Below are 22726 nucleotides of genomic sequence, written 5' to 3'. Positions count from 1 at the left end.
AAACTGGGCTTTTTTTAATACACAATTTAATACAACACAACAATAAATACCATGAGTGACGCTTTACAACACGAATGTGGAATAGCTTTAGTACGACTTCTTAAGCCGCTTGAATACTATAAGGAAAAATATGGATCTGCTTTTTATGGCATCCAAAAAATGTATTTGCTTATGGAAAAACAGCACAATCGAGGTCAGGACGGTGCTGGATTTGCAAGTATAAAATTAGACGTTGAACCAGGTCAAAGATACATCAGCCGAGTGCGTTCAAATCATGCACAACCTATTCAAGATGTATTTGCCCAAATCAATTCTAGAATTAATGAAGAACTTTCTATTCATCCAGAATATGCTGATAGTGTTGAACTTCAAAAAGCCAATATTCCTTATTTAGGGGAATTGTTTTTAGGGCATGTTCGTTATGGGACTTTTGGAAAAAATAGTATTGAGAGCGTGCATCCTTTTTTACGTCAGAATAACTGGATGCATCGTAATTTGATTCTAGCAGGAAACTTTAATATGACCAACGTTAAAGAGTTGTTCGAGAACTTGGTAGAGTTAGGTCAGCATCCTAAAGAAATGGCAGATACGGTTACAGTAATGGAGAAAATAGGACATTTCCTAGATGACGCTGTTACCGATTTGTATCAAGAATGTAAAAATGATGGCCTAAACAAAAGAGAAGCTTCTCCAGTAATTGCTGAAAAACTAGATGTTGCGAAAATTTTACAGCGCGCTGCTAAAAATCTTGACGGAGGTTATGCTATGGCGGGACTTTTAGGTCATGGTGACGCTTTTGTTTTTAGAGATCCAGCTGGAATTCGACCTGCTTATTTTTACCAAGATGACGAAATTGTTGTGGTGGCCTCTGAACGTCCTGTGATTCAAACAGTATTTAATGTGCCTTTTGAAAAAGTACATGAAATTGAGCCAGGTGAAGCGTTGATTATTAAAAAGAATGGAACCGTTTCTATGCAAGAAATTCTTCCGGCGATTACCAAAAAAGCTTGTTCTTTTGAGCGTATCTATTTTTCTAGAGGAAGTGATGCAGAGATTTATCAGGAGCGAAAAATGTTAGGTAAACTCGTTTTGCCAGCTGTTTTAGAAACAATAGATTTTGACACTGATAACACTGTTTTTTCATATATACCTAATACCGCAGAAACCTCTTTCTTTGGAATGGTAGAAGCTGCTCAGGATTTTTTAAATCAACGTAAAAACAATTACATTTTAGCCAATAGAAATACGTTAACTACTGAGAGTTTACAAGAATTGCTGGCTGTTAAAATCCGAACGGAGAAAGTAGCTATTAAAGATGCTAAATTAAGAACCTTTATTACCGAAGATAGTAGTAGAGATGATTTAGTGGCTCACGTTTACGATGTAACTTATGGAGTGGTTCAGCCTAATGATAACTTGGTGATTATCGATGACAGTATTGTTCGTGGAACGACATTAAAGAAAAGCATCATCAAAATGATGGATCGTTTGAATCCTAAACGAATCGTTGTGGTTTCTTCGGCGCCCCAAATTCGTTACCCTGATTGTTACGGAATTGATATGGCTAAGTTAGAAGGACTAATTGCTTTTAGAGCGGCTTTAGAATTGCTGAAAGAAAGAGATCTATATCATATAGTTGACGAAGTTTATACTAAGTGTAAAGCGCAAGAAAACTTTAAAGATGTTGAAGTAGTAAATTATGTTACTGCCATTTACGACCCATTCACTCCGCAAGAAATTTCAGATAAAATCGCTGAAATGTTAAGTTCTTCTGAAATCAATGCGGAAGTAAAAATTATTTTTCAAACAGTTGAAAATTTACATATAGCTTGCCCTAAAAATTTAGGGGATTGGTATTTTACGGGTAATTATCCTACTCCAGGAGGTAACCGTGTTGTCAATCGAGCTTTCATGAATTTTTATGAGGGTAAAGACGCTAGAGCGTATTAAAGAAATCATAAAATGTGCATTTAATCGGATTTTTGTGCATTTCATCGGAAAAGATTGTTAGTAATATAGCTTTGCGGTAAGTTTACATCACCATAATATTAGTAGGTTAAGTTTATGGTAGATTTGGGGCAAAAAGGGTGGAAGAAATTCCACCTTTTTTATTTTAATCGTTAAATTATTTTGTTTCCGGCAATTGTATTGTTTTGGGGTTTATTTTTTATATTTATTTTAAGGATAATTTCTGTATATACGCATCAAAAAAAAAGAGTCGTTTTAAATTTAGAAAACGACTCTTTTTTTTGGGAATTAAAATGATTACTCACTCAATGCATTCCATCCTCTGGCTTTTAATTGAATTTTAGTATTAGCTCGAGTGATTAAATGAATTCCTTCGCTCGATTCAGTCATATGCCCGATAACTGTAAAGTTGGGATTCCCTTTTATTTTATCAAAATCGGTAATGTCTATGGTAAATAATAACTCATAGTCTTCTCCTCCATTGATTGCAATGGTTGTGCTGTCAATATTGAATTCCTCGCATACTGAAATAAATTGAGGATCTAAAGGTAGCTTTTCTTCATATAAATTACAGCCCACATTGGATTGTTTACATAAATGCATAATCTCGGAAGAAATACCATCAGACACATCTATCATAGCGGTTGGTTTTATTTCTAAGGCATGTAATAAGGAACTAATATCGGTTCTTGCTTCTGGTTTTAGTTGTCGCTCAATCAAATAAGTATACGCATCTAAATCAGGTTGTGAATTAGGATTTACTTGAAAGACTTGTTTTTCTCTTTCTAAAACTTGAAGCCCCATGTAAGCAGCTCCGATATCTCCAGTTACAACTAATAAATCGGTTGCTTTGGCTCCGTTTCGATAGACGATTTCGTTTTCATCTGCTTCACCCAAAGCGGTGATGCTAATAATCATTCCTTTTTGAGAAGAAGTTGTGTCGCCACCTACGACATCAACTTTGTAAGCTTTGGCTGCTCGTGTAATTCCTTCATATAACTCTTCTAACGCTTCTAACGGAAATCGATTAGAAACAGCTACCGATACAGTGATTTGTGTAGGTTTGGCATTCATAGCACAAATATCAGAGAGATTAACTACAACTGCTTTGTATCCCAAATGTTTCAGAGGCATATAGGCCAAATCAAAATGTACTCCTTCAATTAATAAATCGGTTGAAACCACTGTTTTTTTTGTGCCAAAATCTAAAACAGCTGCATCGTCACCAATTCCCTTTAGGGTTGATTCTTGGTTACTTTCAAAGTTTTTTGTCAAATGGTCGATTAACCCAAATTCACCTAATTGAGCAATACTAGTACGTTGAGGGTTTTTATCTTCAATCATGTTTATTTATGGTTTTAAAAAAGGCAAAGGTACGAAGATGTTAGTCTAATTTCGTGTGAATTTGTATAGGTTTACAATACAAATAAGTTTCTTGGCTTAGAACGACGCTTATCGTTTCATACTAAAATGCGATTTGAATACTTGTTGTTCTCCATTTAAAAGATAAGTAACTACAAACCAATAATCAGTTGATGGTAGTGGTCTTCCATTGTAATTTCCGTCCCATCCTGGACCTGATGGCTTGATTTCTTTGATAAATTTCCCATAGCGATCAAAGATTTGGATCACGGCATTGGGTTGGTTTGCTAAATCTATTATGTTCCAAGTATCATTAAAACCATCATTATTTGGTGTGAAAAATTTTGGATATTTCAACACATTTGTCGCTAAAACTCGATTATCACAACCTCCTTTTGTATCTTTAATTGTAACAGTATGCGCACCTGAATCGACATCATAAAAAATAGAGCCAGTTTGAAAATTTCCATCATCAAGTTTAAATTCATAACTCCCTAACCCATTCTTTACCGTTACTATAATATCGATGGAGTTAGTAAAAGCACTAGAAACCGTAATGGTTGCCTCGGCAGGGCTTGATTTTTCGACTGTATAAGTTGTGGGATTGAACCCGCAATCATCACCAATACTTGGATTTATTTTTTGACTTCTCATAATATAAACTCCTTCTTGTGTTGTTGAAAAATCAATGCCTGTACCTTTTTTTATACCAGACGAATACCATTCAACACTATAATCGTTCGGATTTAATCCTGAGGACAACAAAGCGGGTTGCAGTACATTACCTGATTGAAAATCAACACAGATATAAGCAAGTTGCGGCGTTAAATCCTTCAAAGGAAATATGGTGATTTCAAAAGAAACCTCAGAGAAACAGTTGGGATTCGTTGCTGAATCAGCATAAACATATATTTTTTGACTTGTCGTAATCTCATCGCCAGCTTTATATGCTTTTCCTCCTTTATTTGTATTTGAATAATAAGAACCAATACTCAAAGGAGGCAAAATATAGCTAATACAAGCAGTAATATTTGGCGCAGGTTGGAGTACCGGAGTGTTAGAGATGTTCACCATGAAAGAGGTTTCACTAGTGCAAGTGATCCGGTTACCAGCCTCGGCAAAAACATATATTTTTTGGGAGTTTTTTAATACAGTACCCGCTGCGATTGGATCTTTGCCGTTTGGACTTAAGTAATATCCTCCGACAGTTAAAGTAGGTAAGGTATAACTATCACAAGTGTTTACATCAGCGAATGTTCCTACATCTACTTTTTTTATATTAATCTTAAAGAAAGATTCATTATTGCATGTTTTAAAATCATTCCATTCATTATAAATAAAGACAGTTTGAGAAGTGCTAATCATTGTACCTTCAGGAATTACCGTTCCAACCCCGTTCCTGCCTCCTGAAGCCGTGTAATAGGTTCCATTTGTTATTTTTGGTAAAGGAAAACTAGAGCATGAAATAATGTCTGTAAAATTATCAACAACTGGTTTTGACCTAATTTCAATTTTAAACGCATGTTCGTTGTTGCATTCGGGGCTAGACGCAAATATATAAATCGTTTGGTTTATGGTAATACGTGTTCCTGCTTGTAGTTGGTTTCCTCCTCCATTGGGTAAGGTGTAATATTTTCCATTTGTTAAAGCGGGTAAAATATACTCTTCACAAGCAAACACATCATCGGGTTTATCAATTAAGGGCAAAGGTTTTATTGTGATATCTATTTTTAGCGTATCGGTACAATTGGGTGTAGTGGTAGTAGTTGCAAAAAAATATACCGTTTGCGAACTAGTAATTTGTGTTCCAGCAGGAATTGCATTGCCTTGGCCTCTGGGCTGATCATAATATCCGCCAATTGAAAGTGGAGGCAAAATATATGACCCACAACTGCTAACTGGTTCAAAAATAGAGGGATCAATGATCTCGATTTTAAACGATGTTTCATTAGTACATTGTCCATCATCGGCAAATATGTAAATGGTTTGAGAGGATGATATACTGCTTCCTGGGATTAAGTTTGTTCCATTACCACTCGGTTGCGTGTAATATTTTCCTTTAGTTATGGTAGGTAAAACATACGAGTGGCATGTTACAACATCAGCTAATTGCTCCACAGGTGGTAGCGGAAATACCGTTATAGCCACCGCTTCGTCTCTACAAACTACTCCATTAATTTCAGCATAGTAAAAAATTATTTGACTTGTTGTCAAAATAGTTCCTGCTGGTAAAAGGTTTCCGCCGCCACTGGATTGGGTATAAAAGTCACCCACAAGTACATCAGGAACAACATACTGTCCACATCCTTCTTTCAAAAAAGACAAGTCATATGCCAAAGTAACCAAAAAAGAGGTTTCATTACTACAAATAGAATTGGGTGAAGGGTCGTTGTATATATAATAAATGCCCGATGTCGTAATCACATCGCCGATATTGAGTTGTGTTCCACTAGCGTTAGGGCCGGTATAGTATTTTCCATTGTTAATATTGGGCAAGGTGTAACTATTGCAGGCAATAACATCCGCTATTCGATCTACATTGGCCAAAGGTATAGTAATTACATCAAAGGAAACTGTGGTATAGCATCTTGATTCATTGTTGCTCTCTACTCGTACCCAAATTGCAAGGGGTGATTGGGCTAATGTTGTGATAAAATTACCCGGATTACTAATGCTATTAGTTTTATTGTTGGCATCAATTAAATTAAAGTAATACGATAAGGTATAATCTGTTGGTGGTAATCCATTTAAAATAATACTAGCATTATTGGTTAAATCAACAGGGATTCGTCCATTTGCGGTATCGCATACTTTAATATCAGGTGGATTGATAGTATTTAACGGAGCCGTAATTTGTAGTTCGAATGATATCAGATCATTGCAAAGTGTATTATTGGTAACATGAATGGGTATGATGTATATTGTTTTGTTGACCGAAGTGATATAATTGGTCAATTGGTTAGTTGGAATAGCTGGACCGTTGCCATTGGCATTTGCCAAAGAGTCAAAATACAAAAGCTGATAGGCTGCAGGATCTAACCCAAGTGTAGTTGCATTATTTTGTGTTAAATCGAAAGCGTAACTTGCATTGGTATTGTAACAATTAACTAAGTTTTTAGGAGCTGCCAAAGCCAATTCGAAAATATTCACTTCGTCTTTAATAATACAGCCCGAAAGAGTAGCCGTCACGCCATAGGTTCCTGCTTGAGTTACAGCTAATGAAGAGTTGGTTTCTCCTGCGATTTCGATACCATTAAAAGTCCAACTATAATTGTAATTTCCAATTAAATCCGAATGAAGAATTAGGCGCTCTCCTTTACAAAGAGTTTGGTCTGGTCCTAAGTTCATAGATGTTTTAAAACTGCCCCCTTTTATAAAAACTGCAGAATCATAATTGCTATCGTTGTAGTCACCTATCGCTAATTTGATTTGATACGTCCGATTAGGAACTACTGTTGCAGAGGCAGTTAATACCTTGGTTTCGCCCCTCATATTAATTGCAGAAGTAGTAGGATTGCTAACATTATAATTGTCAAAAAAAGAAGGATTGGCAGAAATACACGACGAATTATAGCGATTATCGCGAATATTTAAAACCGATACCGCTTGGTTTGTTTGGGGGAGTACAGCCAAATTAGTAGCAATACCAGTGGTGAGATCTGTTAATATAAAACCAAAAACATCGCTAAAACCACATTGAAACTCCCCATACTCGTTAGACGCAAACAAAAAATCAAAACTAAAATTACTGGACACTGGCGTAAAATCAAATTGAATATAACTCACATCAGTAATTGGAGTAATTTGTCCGTTGCTGTTACTTATCACTTGTAAATCAGGATCGCCATTGATGTTCAATTGACTGCTTTCGTTGATGCCGGTATAAGGTCCTTCACTATATTTAGCGATTCCGTTTCTAATAATAATACCTTCTTGAAACGGAAAATTAGGATTTGTGCTACTAAACTTCCCAATTCCTAATCGTGATGAAAATTTGAAGTTGCTCTCTTCTGCACAAGCATTTTTCAACAATTCATTTCTAATCAATTCGGGAATGCTAAAAGTTGTTGTATCCACAACAATGCCCTGCGACCAAGAATGTGCCGAACAAAATAATAAAACAAGAAATAGAGCTTTTCTCATAATTCTGAATGTATTATTTGTGATGAACAAATATACAAATCAAAACAGTAAAAAATTGATAATCAATAAATTGAATCTATTTTTGTTTTAGTAAATCTCTGTTTTATACCGATAATGTATTTTTCCGCAAGCAACTGACTACAAAATGACAGTAGCAACTAGCGCATCACTTCAAAATTGATTAAATTGCAACTTAGACCTATTAAAATTTAAAAAATGAAAGCATTCGATATAGTGACCCTAACAGTGAACCCAGCAGTAGATAAAAGCACGAGTTTTAAAGGATTAGTTGCCGAACAAAAAATTCGTTGCGAAGTGCCAAGATACGATGCAGGTGGAGGAGGAATTAACGTCTCTAAAGCTATTGCACGTTTGGGAGGAGATTCTATGGCCTTATTTACTTCAGGAGGAGCAATGGGGCAATTGTTAGAGGAATTAGTAGCTAAAGAAAATATTGCCAGTGAGGCTGTGGCTGTGAAGAGTTGGACACGGGAAAGTTTTGTAGCAGTAGACACCAATACCAACTCGCAATATCGATTTGGATTTACAGGAGGTTCGTTAACGGAAGAAGAAAGTGAGCGATTTTTAGCTAAAATTGGGGAGTTCAAACCTAAATTTTTGGTGGCTAGCGGTAGTTTGAATGAAGGCTTAAATGCCAATTTTTATCAAAAAGTAGCCCATATTGCAAAAGAGAACCACTCAAAATTAATTATTGATACTTCAGGAGAAGCTTTGGAAAAAGTTCTTGAAGTTGGCGCTTATTTAATCAAGCCAAACGTTGGTGAACTAGCCAAATTAATAGGCGAAGAACGACTTGAAATGGAAGAAGTAAACGAAGCAGCCAAGAAAATTATAGCCAAAGGAGGTGCAGAAATAGTGGTGGTGTCTCTTGGTCCACAAGGCGCTGTATTGGTTAACAAAGACTATTATGAGTTTGTACCTGCTCCCAATGTCGCCAAAAAGAGTACAGTAGGTGCTGGTGATAGTATGGTAGGAGGAATGGTTTGGGCACTTTCTCAAAATAAACCTTTAAAAGAAGTTATTCGATGGGGAGTGGCTTGCGGTTCAGCCGCCACGATGAACGAAGGAACCCAATTGTTCAAAGGATCTGATGCGCAGCGTTTGTTTGAATGGTTGAAGGATAAATAAGCCCCTAGCCCCCAAAGGGGAAAAAAACCTGATAATTTTTACATCATCAGGTTTCTCTATATTGTAATTTCCCCTTCGGGGGTTAGGGGGCTCTAGTCGTTCAACTTCAAAACAGCCATAAACGCTTCTTGCGGAATTTCTACATTTCCCACTTGACGCATACGTTTTTTACCTTTTTTCTGTTTTTCCAAAAGTTTACGTTTACGAGAAATATCTCCACCGTAACATTTGGCGGTAACGTCTTTACGTAAGGCTTTTATGGTCTCACGAGCAATGATTTTGGCTCCAATTGCTGCTTGAATCGGAATATCGAATTGTTGTCTCGGAATCAACTCACGCAATTTTTCGGTCATTTTTTTACCAATGGTGTAAGCATTGCTTTCGTGAATCAACGCAGAAAGCGCATCCACTTGATTAGCGTTCAATAATACATCCAATTTAACCAATTTTGAAGCACGCATTCCAATAGGAGAGTAATCAAACGATGCATAACCTTTAGAAACTGTTTTCAAACGGTCGTAAAAGTCGAATACAATTTCGGCCAATGGCATATCAAAATTTAATTCCACACGTTCAGTGGTCAAATACGTTTGATTCGTGATAATACCACGTTTTTCAATACATAAACTCATTACGTTACCCACAAAATCAGCTTTGGTAATGATAGTAGCTTTAATGAAAGGTTCTTCTACACGATCCAATTTTGATGGTTCTGGCAAATCGGATGGATTGTTAACGATAATAGCTGTTTCAGGCTCTTTTTTGGTGTATGCCAAATACGAAACGTTCGGAACTGTGGTAATTACGGTCATATTGAACTCACGCTCCAATCGTTCCTGAATAATTTCCATATGTAGCATTCCTAAGAAACCGCAACGGAAACCAAATCCAAGAGCCGCCGAACTTTCAGCTGTAAATACTAGCGAAGCATCGTTTAGCTGTAGCTTTTCCATCGAAGCTCTTAGTTCTTCAAAATCTTCTGTATCTACAGGGTAAATTCCCGCAAAAACCATTGGTTTCACGTCCTCAAAACCAGTAATCATATTGGTAGTAGGTGTTTTGGCATCGGTAATGGTATCACCAACTTTTACTTCTTTGGCTTCTTTAATTCCAGAAATCAAATATCCTACATCTCCTGTAGAAATCACGTTTTTGGGAACTTGATTTAATTTTAGAGTACCTACTTCGTCGGCAAAATATTCATTGCCAGTAGCCATAAATTTTATCTTTTGACCTTTTTTGATTTCTCCATTTACCACACGGAAAATAACTTCAATTCCGCGGAACGGATTGTAATGTGAGTCAAAAATTAAGGCTTGTAATGGTTCTTCTTTGTTGCCTTTTGGAGCAGGAATTTTTTCGATAATGGCAGCTAAAATATTTTCGACACCAAAACCTGTTTTTCCAGATGCGTGAATAATATCTTCTAATTTACAGCCTAACAAATCAATAATATCATCGCTTACTTCCTCAGGATTTGCACTTGGTAAATCGACTTTATTCAAAACAGGAATAATTTCTAAGTCGTTTTCTAAAGCCAGGTATAAGTTAGAAATGGTTTGTGCTTGTATACTTTGAGCCGCATCTACAATCAAAAGTGCTCCTTCGCAAGCGGCGATTGAACGCGAAACTTCATAGGAGAAATCCACGTGACCCGGAGTGTCAATCAAGTTCAAGATATAATCCTCACCTTTGTATTTGTACTCCATTTGTATGGCGTGACTCTTAATCGTGATGCCACGTTCGCGCTCCAAGTCCATATTGTCAAGCAATTGGGCTTTTTCTTCTCGAGCACTAACCGTTTGCGTAGCGCCTAATAATCGGTCGGCAAGGGTACTTTTTCCGTGGTCAATGTGTGCAATGATGCAAAAATTTCTAATGTGTTTCATGCGGTGTCTCTGTCATTAATGGCGAAAAATATCGCTTTCAAGCTGCAAATATAGCGCAAAGTTTAGATTTAATTGTATGTTTTTAAAGTTAGTACCGATAACTATTTATTTTTAATCCTCTTGTAGTAGGAGTTTATGAATTGAAAGATGTGGTTGGTATTTTGATACAGTAGTTTTTTATCGATTAGAAGCAGTAGAAAGGTATTGCTGTTGTTTTTGTATATTTGAGAAATGAGTACAACATCCCCTTTTTTGAAAAATCTACATCTTATTATTTCAGTAGCTATAGTAGCACCTGTTGGTCTGATATATGGTGTTAAACCTAATTTTCTTTTTGAGGTAAGCCTACAATCACCCGACGAGTTTTCAATTTTCAAAGCCATAATGGGTTTGTATTTGTGCTTTTCGTTTTTTTGGATTTTAGGAATTTTTCAAAAACATTTTTGGAAAGCGGCAACTATTTCTAATATGATTTTTATGTTGGGCTTGGCTTTCGGTCGATTGCTGTCATTTTTTTTAGACGGTTTGCCTTCTACAATATTTCTTATTGGCACCGTAGGAGAATTGGTTTTAGGGGTTTACGCTTATTATCAATTAGCTGAAGATAAAATTGGTTGATGTTTTTTATTTTTTATCAAAAGTAACGAATACATAAGTCGTATCTTTTTTTGTATCAAAAATGACTCTTCTATTCTCTTTGTTTTCTAATTCAAACTGCTCATTTACCACAAATTTTACTTCGGTGAATTTGTATCCCGTGTAGGTAGTTATTGTAGTTTGATAAAGACTATCTTTTTTAATAGCTTTCATTTCGGTATCCTTATCCCAAGAAAGAGGTTTGTCGTTTCCTCGAATACCTACTTTTTTTATGTTTTTGATTTTTGATACATCCAAGGTATAAACTACCGTTCTTTTATACGTTTTTTGAACACAACTTGTCATAAGTACGCAAAGTAATATTGTCGATATTGTTAATGTGGTTCTCATAATTATGCTTTGTTTTTAGTTAATAAGTAATCCATACCAAAACGCCCAGAGCCTACCATCAGATTAAAAAGTCCAATCCACAGAAAGCCCATAGCTGGAAGGCAATTCCAAAGACCGTTTTGAATTTGTTGCATAAAAATGGCCACTAGCATCGTGCAAACGATTAGCAATGAAGCGATTCTTGTTTGCAGGCCAATTATTAGAAGAAGTCCACCAATTGCCTCCGAAAAAGCGCCCATCCAAGCAAAAAATACAGGGGCAATCGCAAATATTCCGCCATAACTTGCTACATCATTAGGAAACCAAAACGCTACTTCGAATAAACCTAAGTTGTTGTCAGCCGGAGACCAAGGCATTCCGAATTTGGCGGATCCAAAATCAAAAGCTAATAGATAGCCGCAAACGATTCGTGGTAGGCTTACTACTAAATCTTGTGACCAATGTGGTAACAAGGTAGGTGTTGTGATTGTTTTTATTATTTTCATAATTCTTTTGATTTTGTGATTGAAAACTCTAGTTGGTTAGTAATTTACCATTGCCTGATTTTTTTGAATTGGCATCAAATATGGCTTTTCCTTTGTTGATGATGTCTCCATTTCCTGACACTTTTGCCGAAAGTGTTTCGGATACATTTACAGTAAGGTTTCCGTTTCCAGTGCTGTATAAAGTGGCTTTTTTTGCAATGAGATTTTGAGCGTTTACATCGCCATTTCCTGTTTTATTGATATCCAAAACATCAATAGTTCCAAGAATTTTACTATCTCCATTTCCTGTGTTTTCTAGTCTAAAGTAACGTCCAAAAACATTATTTACAATCAAATCGCTATTTCCTTTATTCTTGATGACACTAACTTCGGGCATAGAGATTTTGATTTTGGTGTTGGTTTTTTCAATATATTTTTTGTTGTTTTTGTTGTCTTTGAATTGAATTTTTAGTTCATATTCTGAGGCGTTTTCTGAGAAAATTAAAAGATTGTTTAAATTGTCATCTATTGTTACCGAAATGCTCCAAGGTTTTCCTATTTCAATTTCAATTTTTCCATCTAAATCTTCAAGATAAACTTTGTCAAAATTTTTATAATCATAATTAGTAGTGATGGTTTTTCCAGAACCTTGAAGTTGTGCTTGTGCAAAGATTGACGTAATGGTCAATACAATGGTGAGAATTATTTTTATCATAATCTTTGTAATTAGTTTATTGGTTATTGTAAGTCATACCTAAATTCAAGTCGCCTTTTACTTTTAGTGTTACGGAACCATATTCGTTGCCTGTGTTTTCTATAATCAGTGCCGTATTTTTTGCGGTTTTGATAGTTGCGGTTTCTTTGGGTTTGATAACAACGGGAGAGTGAGTTCCACCGTTAAGGGGAGCTTGATAAATTTTTAAGGGTGTTGTTCCTTCGTTTTTCAAATAGGTTTTGAAAGCATTGTGTTCGTTTTTGCCTAAGACAAATGTTTCGTTGGGTTTAATAGAAGTATTAGAGTTTAGTGACCCAAAAACACTGCACGAAGAGGCTAAAAAAAGTGTTGCTAGACAAGCAATACGTGTTGTACTTGATTTCATAGTTTTTGTTTTATGGATGAATAACAAGGCAAAGATGCGTGGTGTAGTCTTAGCAAGCGTTGCAAATTATAATTTGAGTCCAACTAAGAGAGTCTCAAATTATAAATAGCTTTTGTCATCAAGCAGAATCAATGATTTAGAGGGTAGTCTCAGATTGTGTTTTGAAAAGGAGACGGAGTTTTTTGAAGTTTTTTGCGCGAAGGATGCAAGGGAAAATCCTTTTTTGCGATTCTTTAAGCAAAAAAGATTGGAATAAGCAGCCTGACCCTTTTCGGGTCGCGCCCAAATTTTGCTAAAGCTTGGCAATATATTCTTTTGGAGAAAGACCTGTATTTTTTTTGAAAGCACGATTGAAGGTAGCTTTGGAGTTAAAACCGCAATCATAGGCAATTCCTAGAAGCGTAGTTGTTTTATGTTCACCATTTGTAAAAGCCTTTTTGACAGATTCGACTCGGTGATGGTTGATGTAGTCGTTAAAGTTCATCTGAAATCCTTGATTGATGGCTTTAGAAATTATGGACGCATTGGTTTGTAATTTTTTGGCCACTTCGGTCAATGATAATTCGGGATCTTGATATAGTTTTTGATGAATAATAATCGATTCGATTTTATCTTTCCAAAAGGTAATTTCTTCTGAAGGTTTGTTTTCGAGAAATTCGAAATCAATATCCAATACTTCGGTTTCTGAATGGAACGGGTTGGCTAGTAATAAAGCTGGCTTTTTTTCAAAAACAGATATTTCAAAAGGGATTTTGGCAACAACAGCATTAGCATATCCTTCTATAGCAATATAATAAAGAACTAAAGAAAAGAACAGAAAAAACCACCAACTCCCTTTATAGCTATTGAGTTCTGTGAAGTATAAACCCAAAGCATCAAAAACGACTGGTAAAATTAACATAATCAAAAAGCTGTACAAGAACGTTTTTATCCATTTAAAAAGTAAGCTATCTGCGTAGCTGACTACCTGTTGCATTAGTTCTCGGTATTTATTGTAAAATCGAATTGAAATGATAAAATAAAAAAGCATTGAGAGCTGTCCGGCAGTTTGATACCATTCGTCAAAGTCTTTATCGGAACCATCTTGATAAAAATAGTAATCGCCCAGAATTAATTTATCATAAACAAATAATGATAAACTATAAAGCAGATATAGGATGCCAGGAACAAAATGAATACTATTTTTTATGTTTAGGGAAAAAGAGGGATTCAATAAGCTTTGGATGTAAAAGTACATCAAAGGACCAATTAAAAACAAATGCTGGAAAGGCGTATAGAATAAAATATCTCGATAAGGCTGATTGTCATACCATCCGCCAAAACCCAACATCCAAGGAGCAATATACAAGCAGCAAACAAAAATGAAAATGCTTAGCCAATAGTTAGAAGAAACCTCGGTTTGAATTCCTTTTTTTAGCAACAAAAGAGAGTAAACAATGCCGTGAGAAAATGAAATTAATAGCAGCGAAGAATAAAAACCAAAGGTAAAAAGCATAGCGAAGTTTTCGTAAAAATACTTATAAAATGCTAAAAATGAGACACTCTTGAGATTAAATTTTATTACTAAAAATTCTTAACTATCTTTGCAAAAAATTTAAGCAATGCCCAAAATTGGCAACATAGAACTTCCAGATTTTCCTTTACTTCTTGCACCTATGGAAGACGTAAGTGATCCGCCTTTTCGTAGATTGTGCAAAATGCACGGTGCCGACTTGATGTATTCCGAGTTTATTTCTTCTGAAGGATTGATTCGCGATGCCATTAAGAGCCGAATGAAGTTGGATATTTTTGATTACGAACGTCCTGTTGGAATACAAATCTTTGGTGGCGATGAAGAAGCGATGGCGTTGTCTTCTAAAATTGTTTCTACTGTAAACCCTGATTTAATTGATATTAATTTTGGTTGTCCTGTAAAGAAAGTCGTTTGTAAAGGTGCTGGTGCTGGAGTTTTGAAGGATGTCGATTTGATGATTCGTTTGACCAAAGCGGTGATTGATAGCACGCATTTGCCTGTAACCGTAAAAACGCGTTTGGGTTGGGATGATAATTCTATCAACATCGATGAGGTGGCCGAGCGTTTGCAAGATATTGGAGTTGCTGCATTGAGTATTCACGCTAGGACGCGTGCTCAAATGTATAAAGGCCACTCGGATTGGTCTCACATTGCTCGAATCAAAAATAACCCGAGAATTACGATGCCGATTTTTGGAAACGGCGATATCGATTCTCCTGAAAAAGCATTAGAATACAAAAACAAATACGGAGTCGACGGGATTATGATTGGTCGTGCCGCCATTGGTTATCCTTGGATTTTTAACGAAATCAAGCATTTCTTTAAGACGGGAGAACATCTGGCCAAACCCACGGTGGCTGATAGAGTAGAAGCGGTTCGCAACCACTTGACTTGGGCTATGGATTGGAAAGGCGAACGTCACGGAATTGTAGAAACAAGACCACATTATACCAATTATTTCAAAGGCATTCATTCCTTCAAAACCTACAAACAACAATTGGTTACGCTCGATAAACCAGAAGAATTATTTGCGGTACTGGATGAGATTATCGACGCTTATTCTGGGTATGAAGTGGTGTAAATAAATGGTTTAGCTACCTTGTTTTTTTACTATATTTGACTAAACAATAGTTATTATGAGTGTTCAAGCAGAAAAATCTTTTTTAATTGATTTACTTCAAAATAGTAATGATGCTTCATTTATTCAGAAAGTAAAAAACTTTGTTTTGAAGGAAATGGAAGCTATCCCTTTAACGGAAAATCAAAAAAAGGAATTGGATAAAAGAATGTTAGAGCATAAGGAAAACCCTAAGTCTGGTTTAGATGCTTTTGATTTTTTAGATAAGCTAGCATCCAAATATGAATTATAAAAAGCTTATTCTAAAGACAAATGCAGCCGTTGAAATAGAAGAAATAATGGCTTTTTATGCGTCTACAAATCTAGCGATATATAAAAAATTCTCTTCCGAACTCAGAAAAGCATTTCAAGTAATTCAACGAAACCCAGAAAGTTTTCAATATAGATATTCAAAAATTAGGGTGTTTTGGTTGCGGAAATTTCCCTACGGATTGTATTATTTTATAGAAGAACAAGAAATTGTGATTGTAGCTTTTTGGCATTCAAAAGAAGATATTCCCAATAAGTTACCTAAAATTTTATAGTCTTTTAATCCAACAACTTCTTCGTAACTCGACTACTAGCAATCAACGAAGCTAAAAAGCCAAGCGTGATAATGGTTGCCATTACGATTACGATGTTTTCAAAACTAAAAACGACTGGATAAGCCAGTGTTGGGGTAATCATAATCCACTCGAATTGTTGTTGCAATAACACAATAACGATACCCAAAACCAATCCAATAATTCCTCCGTAAATACTCAATAAAGTTCCTTGTAGCAAGAAAATGTAGCGAAGACTCTTGATTTCGGTTCCAAGATTAAATAAGGTTTTCAGATTTCCTTTTTTGTCCAAAATCATCATAATCAAAGCCCCAATCAGGTTAAAAAGCGCTACGACAATCACTAAAGTAAAAATCAAATACACCGCGATGTTTTCGGTATTCAACATTTTATAAAGCGACTCGTTCAACTGCGCTCTATTTTTTAGTGTGATTTTATTTTTGAAAATCGTTTGTAATTGCTCAATAATAGCTTCTTCATCAGCATTTGGCTTGAGTTTAAATTCTATACCAGAAATTTGATTGGGTTGATATTCGAGTAATTCTTGCGCCAATCCTAAGTCGGCAAAAACGTACTTAGAGTCCAAATCTTCACTAATCGAATAAATCCCAATCGGAATCAAATCACTCTGATTAAAGGCCTCTGATGGAATGGTAATCGTCCCTTTGCCCGGTCTTGGCACCATAACTTCTAGCGCCGTATTGTAATCAAATAAACCCATCGAGAATTTTTGCGCCATTCCATATCCTACGACAACTTGATAGGTGTTGGGTTGCAGCCATTGTCCGTTGTATAATTTTTTTTCAATGGCGTTTACTTTAGTGAATTGCGTGTCTACTCCTTTCAGATAAGTCACTTCTTGCTTGTCTGCAAAAGTAAAAAGCACTCGTTCCTCAATAATTTTGGAGAACGAAGCGATTCCAGCTATTTTTTTGATTTTTTGATTTTGTTGAGGAGTAACAAAAAACGATTTGCCAAGGGTGGGCGTCGCTTTTAAATCGGGGTCAATTTCGTTGGTAAACGAAAGACTAAATTCTTTCAAACCGCTAAATACCGACAGCACCACAAAAAGTGCCATAGCACCCACAATGATGCCCAAACTAGCAATACGATTGATGATGTTAATAGCGCTGTTTTTGCTATTACTTCTAAGGTATCGGTGCGCGATGTAAAGCGGAAAATTCAATTTAAAACTGTCTGCGTTTTTCTAATAAATCTCTGTTTTCAATAGGATTTTCCTGATTTTTCAAGGCATTGTCGATTTTCTCGATATAATCCAACGAGTCATCAATAAAGAAAACCAAATTAGGAACTCTACGCAATTGCAAACGAACACGTTGCGATAAATCGTGTTTAATCAAGTTGGTATTCGTTTTTATCGCTGCCAAGGTTTCTTGTGCTTTTTCTTGAGGAAAAATACTTAAATGCACCGTAGCTACCGATAAATCTGAGGTTACCACTACTTTGGATACTGAAATTACTAAGTTAGTAACGCCATTTTTTCTCACTTCACCTTGCAAAATGTCCACCAAATCTTTTTGGATTACACCGCCTATTTTTTTCTGTCTATTTGTTTCCATACTGCAAAAATACTACTTTTAAGCTTTATTCGAACAAATTTTCAACGTAACAATCCTGATTCTAAAATAATCCGATTGGAAATCAGGAGCTATTTCCTGCTGTACGCTATATCTTTGCTGCCTCGTCTTTTGGGACGAGGCAACAAAGGATGCCGCTTCCATCAGGGCTAGGGTTTAGGATAATCGAGAAGTTTTATTTATTGTTCGATGTTTTCAACCATTTGGTGAAATTCAAATAAAAAAAATAACCACATAGAACAATAGATTACAGTTTATGAAAAAGAATAAATAGAAATAGTTCTATTTCACACATAGTATACTATGTGAATAGTAAAACGTCTATCTTTTCTTTTAAGAATAATAAATTCTATGTTTCTCCCTATGTGGTAAAAATAATTTCACCTAAAGGGTATAAGAGTTTACTAACAACAAACACACTATGCAAAGCACTTCCTTTTCAATTTATGACGCATCTGCTGGCTCGGGGAAAACCTATGCATTGGTCAAAGAATACCTCAAAATTATTTTGGTCGCCCCCAAGAACGATGCCTATCGTCATATTCTAGCCATCACTTTTACCAACAAAGCGGTACAAGAAATGAAGAGCAGGATAGTAGGTAGCCTATCCGAATTTGCCAAAGACGAACCCAATTCGAAAGCGCTTGATTTAATGCAAGATTTGGCTATTGATACTCAGTTGTCTTTGATTCAAATCAAAACCAAAGCGCAACAAATCATCAAGCATATTATTCATAATTATGCGGCTTTTGATATTTCCACCATCGATAAATTTACACATAAAGTCATTCGTGCTTTTGCTCTCGATTTGAATCTCCCGATGACTTTCGAAGTGACCTTGGATACCGAAAATTTATTAGTCGAAACCGTAGATGCCATTATTGCACAAGCTGGCGAAGATGCAACGCTAACGCAACTACTCATCGATTTTACTATGGAGAAAACCGATGATGATAAGTCTTGGGATATTTCAAGGGAAATTTTAGAAACGGGTCGGCTAGTGCTGAATGAGAATAATCGTAATGAAATTGCTCAATTTCAAGACACTACGATTGGTGAATTTGTAAAAATAAAAGAGAAGTTACTGCAGCTCAATCGCGATTTAGAACAAGAGACGATCACTGCGGCAGCTGCAATTTTAGCACAAATAGACTCAAATGGTATTGATTCAAAATCATTTTCTGGGGCTTATTTTCCAAAGCATCTTTTAAGTATTCAAGAAGGAAAATTTAATCCTAGGAACAAAACCTATCACGAATTTGATGATATAAAAATCAACAAAACAGCCAAAGATAGAGCGATTATAGAGGCCTTAATACCTGATTTTTTGAGTCAACTCGCTGCAATTTATAAGATTTTTGAAAAGATTAATTTTTATAAAGCCTTTCTAAAAAACATTACACCTTTGTCTTTATTGAATACAGTCAGCAACGAATTGTCCAAAATTCAAGAAGAGCAAAATGTGCTTTCCATTGCCGAGTTTAATGCGATTATTCATCGAGAAATTCAAAACCAACCCGCTCCGTTTATTTATGAGCGTTTGGGTGAGCGCTATCGCCATTTTTTTATCGATGAGTTTCAAGATACTTCCGAAATGCAATGGCAAAATCTCATTCCGTTAATTGATAATGCCTTGGCGGGTCAAGATGATTATGGCGTAAAAGGAACGTTGATGATTGTGGGTGACCCCAAACAATCTATTTATCGTTGGCGAGGAGGAAAAGCAGAGCAATTTATCGCCTTGAGCAAAGACCATAATCCGTTTAGCAATCCAGATAAAAAGTTGATTCATTTGGACAAAAATTACCGGAGTTATTCTGAAGTAATTGACTTTAATAATGCTTTTTTCAAGATGTTATCGGCTGAATTTACCAATGAAGATTACAAAGATTTATACGAAAATCACAGCCATCAAAAAGCAAATGACAAAAAGGGGGGGTATGTAAATATTTCTTTTATTCCTCAGTCAGTCACTAATGAGGAAGATGAGGAAACACTTGATAAAACAGCATTGTATGTTTTGGCAACTTTGCAAACGATTCAAAAAGTAATCGCTCAAGGATTTGAATACAAAGACATCGTTATTCTTACCCGAAAACGAGAACAAGGAATTGCTGTAGCGAATTATTTAACGGAACAAAACATTCCTTTGCTGTCCTCAGAGACTCTGATGATTCAAAATGCCACGGAAGTTCGTTTTTTGATTCATTTGTTGCGCTATTTGAATAATAGCAATGACTTAGAAGCCAAGGTGAATTTTTTGTATTTCATTGCCAAAAACAAACAAAATCTATTAGCTGTCCCTGATTGTATTGCGCAAGGAATGGCATTGTCAAACGAAGCTGATTTTGAGGCTTGGTTGCAGCAGCAATTTGGGGTGCAATTCTCATTTCAGGATATCCGAAAAAAAGCCTTGTATGAGGCGGTTGAGATTAGTATTGCTAAGTTTTTGATTGCAGAAAATAGCAATTCGTATGTGCAATATTTTTTAGATATTGTGCTTGAGCGGGACATTCGCAATCAAGCTGGAATTGCAGATTTTTTACTGTTTTGGGAGAAAAATGGATCCAAATTCAGTATTCCATCGCCAGAAGGCAGCAATGCAGTCCGAATCATGACCATTCATAAATCCAAAGGACTGGAGTTTCCCGTGGTAATTATGCCTTTTGCCGAGGAAGATTATTCACGCAAACCCAAAGATAAATTATGGCTCGATGCCGAAAAGGAAGAGCTCGGATTAGAGAAAGTATTGATTGATAATAGTAGTGCGGTTGAGGGTTTCGGAGCAGAAGCATTCGAAGTTTACCATCAAAAAAAGCAAGAAGAATTGTTGGATAATATTAACGTTTTGTATGTAGCGTTGACTAGGGCAGAGGAACAATTGTATATTATTTCTAATATGAACTTGTCCAGTAAAGGTGAGTTGCCAAAGAACAATATGTGTACTTTCTTTATTCAATATTTAGAGGGCAAAAATCAATTTGACAGCGAAAAATTAACCTATGATTTTGGTTCTGCTGCCAAGCTTTCAAAATCGGTAAAACATATCGATTCCACCAAGTCAATTCCAGTGATGGAAGCGTTTTTAGACCCCAAAAACATCAAGATTGCTCAAAAAGAAGCCTTAATGTGGGGTACTCAGCAGCAAGAGGCCATTGCTTGCGGAAACGTTGTACACGAAATTTTATCATTAGTAAAGTATAAAACGGATATTGAAAAGGCCATCGAAATTGCTTTGGCAAATGGTTGGATTCATTTCGAACAAACAGCAACGGTAACTCAAACGATTCAGGCTATTGTTTCACATCCCGAGTTGGTGGGCTATTTTGAGGAAGGGAATCAAGTTTTTAATGAGCAAGCCATTATTCAAAACGGAGGAAAAACAATGAAACCTGACCGTATGGTTTTGAAAGGCGCGAACGAAATGCTCTTGTTGGATTATAAAACAGGAGTTCATAATGTTAAATATCAGCAGCAATTGGAGAATTATCAAGAAGCTATTGAGAAAATGGGATATAAAGTAGTTAAAAAGGTATTGGTGTATATCGGATTAGAAATCGATATAGTAAATTTGTCATAAAAACTAAATTTAGAATATAAAAACACATACTATGTACGGTAAGATACAAGAATACTTGAAAAACGAATTGCAAACCATCGAAGCTAATGGCCTTTTTAAGAAAGAAAGAGTCATAACTTCAGCACAAGGGGCAGAAATTACAGTGAATGGAGAAACGGTCCTTAATTTTTGTGCCAATAATTATTTGGGACTTTCTTCGCATCCAGAAGTGATACAAGCTGCAAAAGATACTTTAGACTCTCACGGTTTCGGTATGTCATCCGTTCGTTTTATATGCGGGACACAGGATATTCACAAAACCTTAGAAAAAAAGATTGCCGATTTTTATGGTACGGAAGATACTATATTGTATGCAGCAGCTTTTGATGCTAATGGAGGTGTTTTTGAACCTTTATTAGGAGAGCAAGACTGTATCATTTCAGATAGTCTGAACCACGCCTCTATTATTGATGGCGTGCGTTTGTGTAAAGCGGCTCGCTATCGTTATGAAAATAGCAATATGGAAGATTTGGAACAGCAACTAATCAAAGCTACCGAAGCGGGTACACGTTTTAAATTGATTGTTACTGATGGTGTTTTCTCTATGGATGGACTTGTAGCACCTTTAGATAAAATTTGTGACTTAGCCGATAAATACGATGCACTGGTGATGGTTGATGAATGTCACGCGGCAGGTTTTATTGGAGCCACAGGAAAAGGAACATTAGAAGCTAAAGGAGTAATGGGACGTGTTGATATAATCACAGGTACCCTTGGAAAAGCTTTAGGGGGAGCAATGGGTGGTTATACTACAGCTAAAAAAGAAATTATTGAAATTTTACGTCAACGTTCAAGACCTTATTTGTTTTCAAATTCATTGGCTCCAGCAATAGTTGGTGCCTCAATTAAGGTCTTTGAATTGCTAGAGAAAGATACAACCTTGAGAGATCAATTAGAATGGAATACCAATTATTTCAAACAAGGAATGCTTAAAGCGGGTTTTGATATTATTGATGGAGATTCAGCTATTGTTCCTGTAATGTTATACGACGCGAAGTTGGCGCAAACAATGGCCAATGAGTTGTTAAAAAATGGAGTGTATGTAATAGGTTTTTTCTTTCCAGTAGTACCAAAAGAAAAAGCGAGAATAAGAGTTCAGTTGTCAGCAAGTCATACTAAAGAGCATTTGGATAAGGCTTTAGCGGCCTTTGAAAAGGTAGGTAAATCATTAAAAGTGATTTAGAATTAGCTATTTGGGTTTTTTTTGTAGGTTTTTTTTAACTTTTAATTTTGCTGATAAAAATTAAGTTGCTA

General features: G+C 35.9%; 18 protein-coding genes. 8 read left to right on the top strand and 10 right to left on the bottom strand.

From position 1 onward, the window contains the following. The first annotated feature begins 51 nt into the window (after positions 1-51). On the top strand, positions 52-1950 hold the full coding sequence (locus ACZ1AQ_RS02285; RefSeq protein ID WP_489631323.1) for an amidophosphoribosyltransferase: 1899 nt from the start codon (positions 52-54) through the stop codon (positions 1948-1950). Positions 1951-2265: 315 nt separating this feature from the next. On the opposite strand, the gene thiL is transcribed toward ACZ1AQ_RS02285, so the two are convergent. Both thiL and ACZ1AQ_RS02275 read right to left on the bottom strand, forming a co-directional pair. Then, entirely contained in the window at positions 2266-3312 is a 1047-nt protein-coding gene (thiL, locus tag ACZ1AQ_RS02280; RefSeq protein WP_489631322.1) for a thiamine-phosphate kinase, read from the bottom strand. A gap of 108 nt (positions 3313-3420) precedes the next feature. Further along, entirely contained in the window at positions 3421-7473 is a 4053-nt protein-coding gene (locus tag ACZ1AQ_RS02275) for a T9SS type B sorting domain-containing protein (protein ID WP_489631321.1), read from the bottom strand. A gap of 216 nt (positions 7474-7689) precedes the next feature. Between ACZ1AQ_RS02275 and ACZ1AQ_RS02270 the strand changes: the two genes are divergently transcribed. Continuing rightward, complete coding sequence (locus ACZ1AQ_RS02270) at positions 7690-8622, top strand: 1-phosphofructokinase family hexose kinase (protein ID WP_489631320.1); 933 nt, start codon at positions 7690-7692, stop codon at positions 8620-8622. Positions 8623-8714: 92 nt separating this feature from the next. Here ACZ1AQ_RS02270 and lepA read toward each other — a convergent pair whose 3' ends face one another. After that, the gene (lepA, locus tag ACZ1AQ_RS02265) at positions 8715-10511 is read right to left on the bottom strand and encodes a translation elongation factor 4 (protein ID WP_489631319.1); all 1797 of its coding nucleotides are present in this window, start codon (positions 10509-10511) and stop codon (positions 8715-8717) included. 231 nt (positions 10512-10742) lie between these two features. Between lepA and ACZ1AQ_RS02260 the strand changes: the two genes are divergently transcribed. Beyond that, positions 10743-11129, top strand: a complete 387-nt coding sequence (locus ACZ1AQ_RS02260; RefSeq protein ID WP_489631318.1) for a DUF4345 domain-containing protein — start codon at positions 10743-10745, stop codon at positions 11127-11129. Between the two features lie 6 nt (positions 11130-11135). Here the strand turns inward: ACZ1AQ_RS02260 and ACZ1AQ_RS02255 are convergent, their stop codons facing one another. The 5 genes from ACZ1AQ_RS02255 to ACZ1AQ_RS02235 all read right to left on the bottom strand — a co-directional run bounded on the left by ACZ1AQ_RS02255 (position 11136) and on the right by ACZ1AQ_RS02235 (position 14557). Then, complete coding sequence (locus tag ACZ1AQ_RS02255) at positions 11136-11498, bottom strand: hypothetical protein (protein ID WP_489631317.1); 363 nt, start codon at positions 11496-11498, stop codon at positions 11136-11138. A gap of 2 nt (positions 11499-11500) precedes the next feature. Next, complete coding sequence (locus tag ACZ1AQ_RS02250) at positions 11501-11983, bottom strand: DoxX family protein (RefSeq protein ID WP_489631316.1); 483 nt, start codon at positions 11981-11983, stop codon at positions 11501-11503. 28 nt (positions 11984-12011) lie between these two features. Then, positions 12012-12677 carry a GIN domain-containing protein gene (locus ACZ1AQ_RS02245; protein ID WP_489631315.1) on the bottom strand — a complete coding sequence of 222 codons (666 nt, stop codon included), beginning with the start codon at positions 12675-12677 and terminating at the stop codon, positions 12012-12014. A gap of 16 nt (positions 12678-12693) precedes the next feature. After that, positions 12694-13062, bottom strand: coding sequence for a hypothetical protein (locus ACZ1AQ_RS02240; RefSeq protein ID WP_489631314.1), 369 nt, complete (start codon positions 13060-13062; stop codon positions 12694-12696). A gap of 292 nt (positions 13063-13354) precedes the next feature. Then, positions 13355-14557: a helix-turn-helix domain-containing protein gene (locus ACZ1AQ_RS02235; RefSeq protein WP_489631313.1), complete on the bottom strand. Its 1203-nt coding sequence runs from the start codon at positions 14555-14557 to the stop codon at positions 13355-13357. A gap of 106 nt (positions 14558-14663) precedes the next feature. Here ACZ1AQ_RS02235 and dusB point away from each other — a divergent pair, with 106 nt between their 5' ends. The 3 genes from dusB to ACZ1AQ_RS02220 are packed head-to-tail and all read left to right on the top strand — an operon-like array spanning position 14664 to position 16237. Further along, complete coding sequence (dusB, locus tag ACZ1AQ_RS02230) at positions 14664-15656, top strand: tRNA dihydrouridine synthase DusB (RefSeq protein ID WP_438063565.1); 993 nt, start codon at positions 14664-14666, stop codon at positions 15654-15656. A 55-nt stretch (positions 15657-15711) separates the two neighbouring features. Then, on the top strand, positions 15712-15945 hold the full coding sequence (locus tag ACZ1AQ_RS02225) for a hypothetical protein (protein ID WP_489631312.1): 234 nt from the start codon (positions 15712-15714) through the stop codon (positions 15943-15945). Next, complete coding sequence (locus tag ACZ1AQ_RS02220; RefSeq protein ID WP_489631311.1) at positions 15935-16237, top strand: type II toxin-antitoxin system RelE/ParE family toxin; 303 nt, start codon at positions 15935-15937, stop codon at positions 16235-16237. The genes ACZ1AQ_RS02225 and ACZ1AQ_RS02220 overlap by 11 nt, the downstream gene beginning before the upstream one ends. Positions 16238-16241: 4 nt before the next feature. Here ACZ1AQ_RS02220 and ACZ1AQ_RS02215 read toward each other — a convergent pair whose 3' ends face one another. Beyond that, entirely contained in the window at positions 16242-17441 is a 1200-nt protein-coding gene (locus ACZ1AQ_RS02215; protein ID WP_489631310.1) for an ABC transporter permease, read from the bottom strand. A gap of 1 nt (position 17442) precedes the next feature. Further along, complete coding sequence (gene rbfA / locus ACZ1AQ_RS02210) at positions 17443-17835, bottom strand: 30S ribosome-binding factor RbfA (protein ID WP_298294690.1); 393 nt, start codon at positions 17833-17835, stop codon at positions 17443-17445. 439 nt (positions 17836-18274) lie between these two features. Between rbfA and ACZ1AQ_RS02205 the strand changes: the two genes are divergently transcribed. Both ACZ1AQ_RS02205 and kbl read left to right on the top strand, forming a co-directional pair. Further along, entirely contained in the window at positions 18275-21433 is a 3159-nt protein-coding gene (locus ACZ1AQ_RS02205; RefSeq protein ID WP_489631309.1) for a UvrD-helicase domain-containing protein, read from the top strand. A 31-nt stretch (positions 21434-21464) separates the two neighbouring features. Then, positions 21465-22655, top strand: coding sequence for a glycine C-acetyltransferase (gene kbl / locus ACZ1AQ_RS02200; protein WP_489631308.1), 1191 nt, complete (start codon positions 21465-21467; stop codon positions 22653-22655). Positions 22656-22726: the final 71 nt, after the last annotated feature.

The sequence above is a fragment of the Flavobacterium sp. UM26 genome (genome assembly GCF_057922445.1).
Note: the sequence above shows the minus strand (reverse complement) of the source record. Positions and strands in the feature narration are given on the sequence as shown.

What these genes read in the sequence shown, in the direction of transcription:
- kbl (WP_489631308.1), top strand. Translation starts at nt 21,465, where the DNA reads ATGTACGGTAAGATACAAGAATACTTGAAAAACGAATTGCAAACCATC.
- ACZ1AQ_RS02260 (WP_489631318.1), top strand. Translation starts at nt 10,743, where the DNA reads ATGAGTACAACATCCCCTTTTTTGAAAAATCTACATCTTATTATTTCA.
- ACZ1AQ_RS02285 (WP_489631323.1), top strand. Translation starts at nt 52, where the DNA reads ATGAGTGACGCTTTACAACACGAATGTGGAATAGCTTTAGTACGACTT.
- thiL (WP_489631322.1), bottom strand. Translation starts at nt 3,312, where the DNA reads ATGATTGAAGATAAAAACCCTCAACGTACTAGTATTGCTCAATTAGGT.
- ACZ1AQ_RS02245 (WP_489631315.1), bottom strand. Translation starts at nt 12,677, where the DNA reads ATGATAAAAATAATTCTCACCATTGTATTGACCATTACGTCAATCTTT.
- ACZ1AQ_RS02270 (WP_489631320.1), top strand. Translation starts at nt 7,690, where the DNA reads ATGAAAGCATTCGATATAGTGACCCTAACAGTGAACCCAGCAGTAGAT.
- dusB (WP_438063565.1), top strand. Translation starts at nt 14,664, where the DNA reads ATGCCCAAAATTGGCAACATAGAACTTCCAGATTTTCCTTTACTTCTT.
- ACZ1AQ_RS02275 (WP_489631321.1), bottom strand. Translation starts at nt 7,473, where the DNA reads ATGAGAAAAGCTCTATTTCTTGTTTTATTATTTTGTTCGGCACATTCT.
- ACZ1AQ_RS02220 (WP_489631311.1), top strand. Translation starts at nt 15,935, where the DNA reads ATGAATTATAAAAAGCTTATTCTAAAGACAAATGCAGCCGTTGAAATA.
- ACZ1AQ_RS02250 (WP_489631316.1), bottom strand. Translation starts at nt 11,983, where the DNA reads ATGAAAATAATAAAAACAATCACAACACCTACCTTGTTACCACATTGG.
- ACZ1AQ_RS02240 (WP_489631314.1), bottom strand. Translation starts at nt 13,062, where the DNA reads ATGAAATCAAGTACAACACGTATTGCTTGTCTAGCAACACTTTTTTTA.
- ACZ1AQ_RS02225 (WP_489631312.1), top strand. Translation starts at nt 15,712, where the DNA reads ATGAGTGTTCAAGCAGAAAAATCTTTTTTAATTGATTTACTTCAAAAT.
- rbfA (WP_298294690.1), bottom strand. Translation starts at nt 17,835, where the DNA reads ATGGAAACAAATAGACAGAAAAAAATAGGCGGTGTAATCCAAAAAGAT.
- ACZ1AQ_RS02205 (WP_489631309.1), top strand. Translation starts at nt 18,275, where the DNA reads ATGCAAAGCACTTCCTTTTCAATTTATGACGCATCTGCTGGCTCGGGG.
- ACZ1AQ_RS02235 (WP_489631313.1), bottom strand. Translation starts at nt 14,557, where the DNA reads ATGCTTTTTACCTTTGGTTTTTATTCTTCGCTGCTATTAATTTCATTT.
- ACZ1AQ_RS02255 (WP_489631317.1), bottom strand. Translation starts at nt 11,498, where the DNA reads ATGAGAACCACATTAACAATATCGACAATATTACTTTGCGTACTTATG.
- lepA (WP_489631319.1), bottom strand. Translation starts at nt 10,511, where the DNA reads ATGAAACACATTAGAAATTTTTGCATCATTGCACACATTGACCACGGA.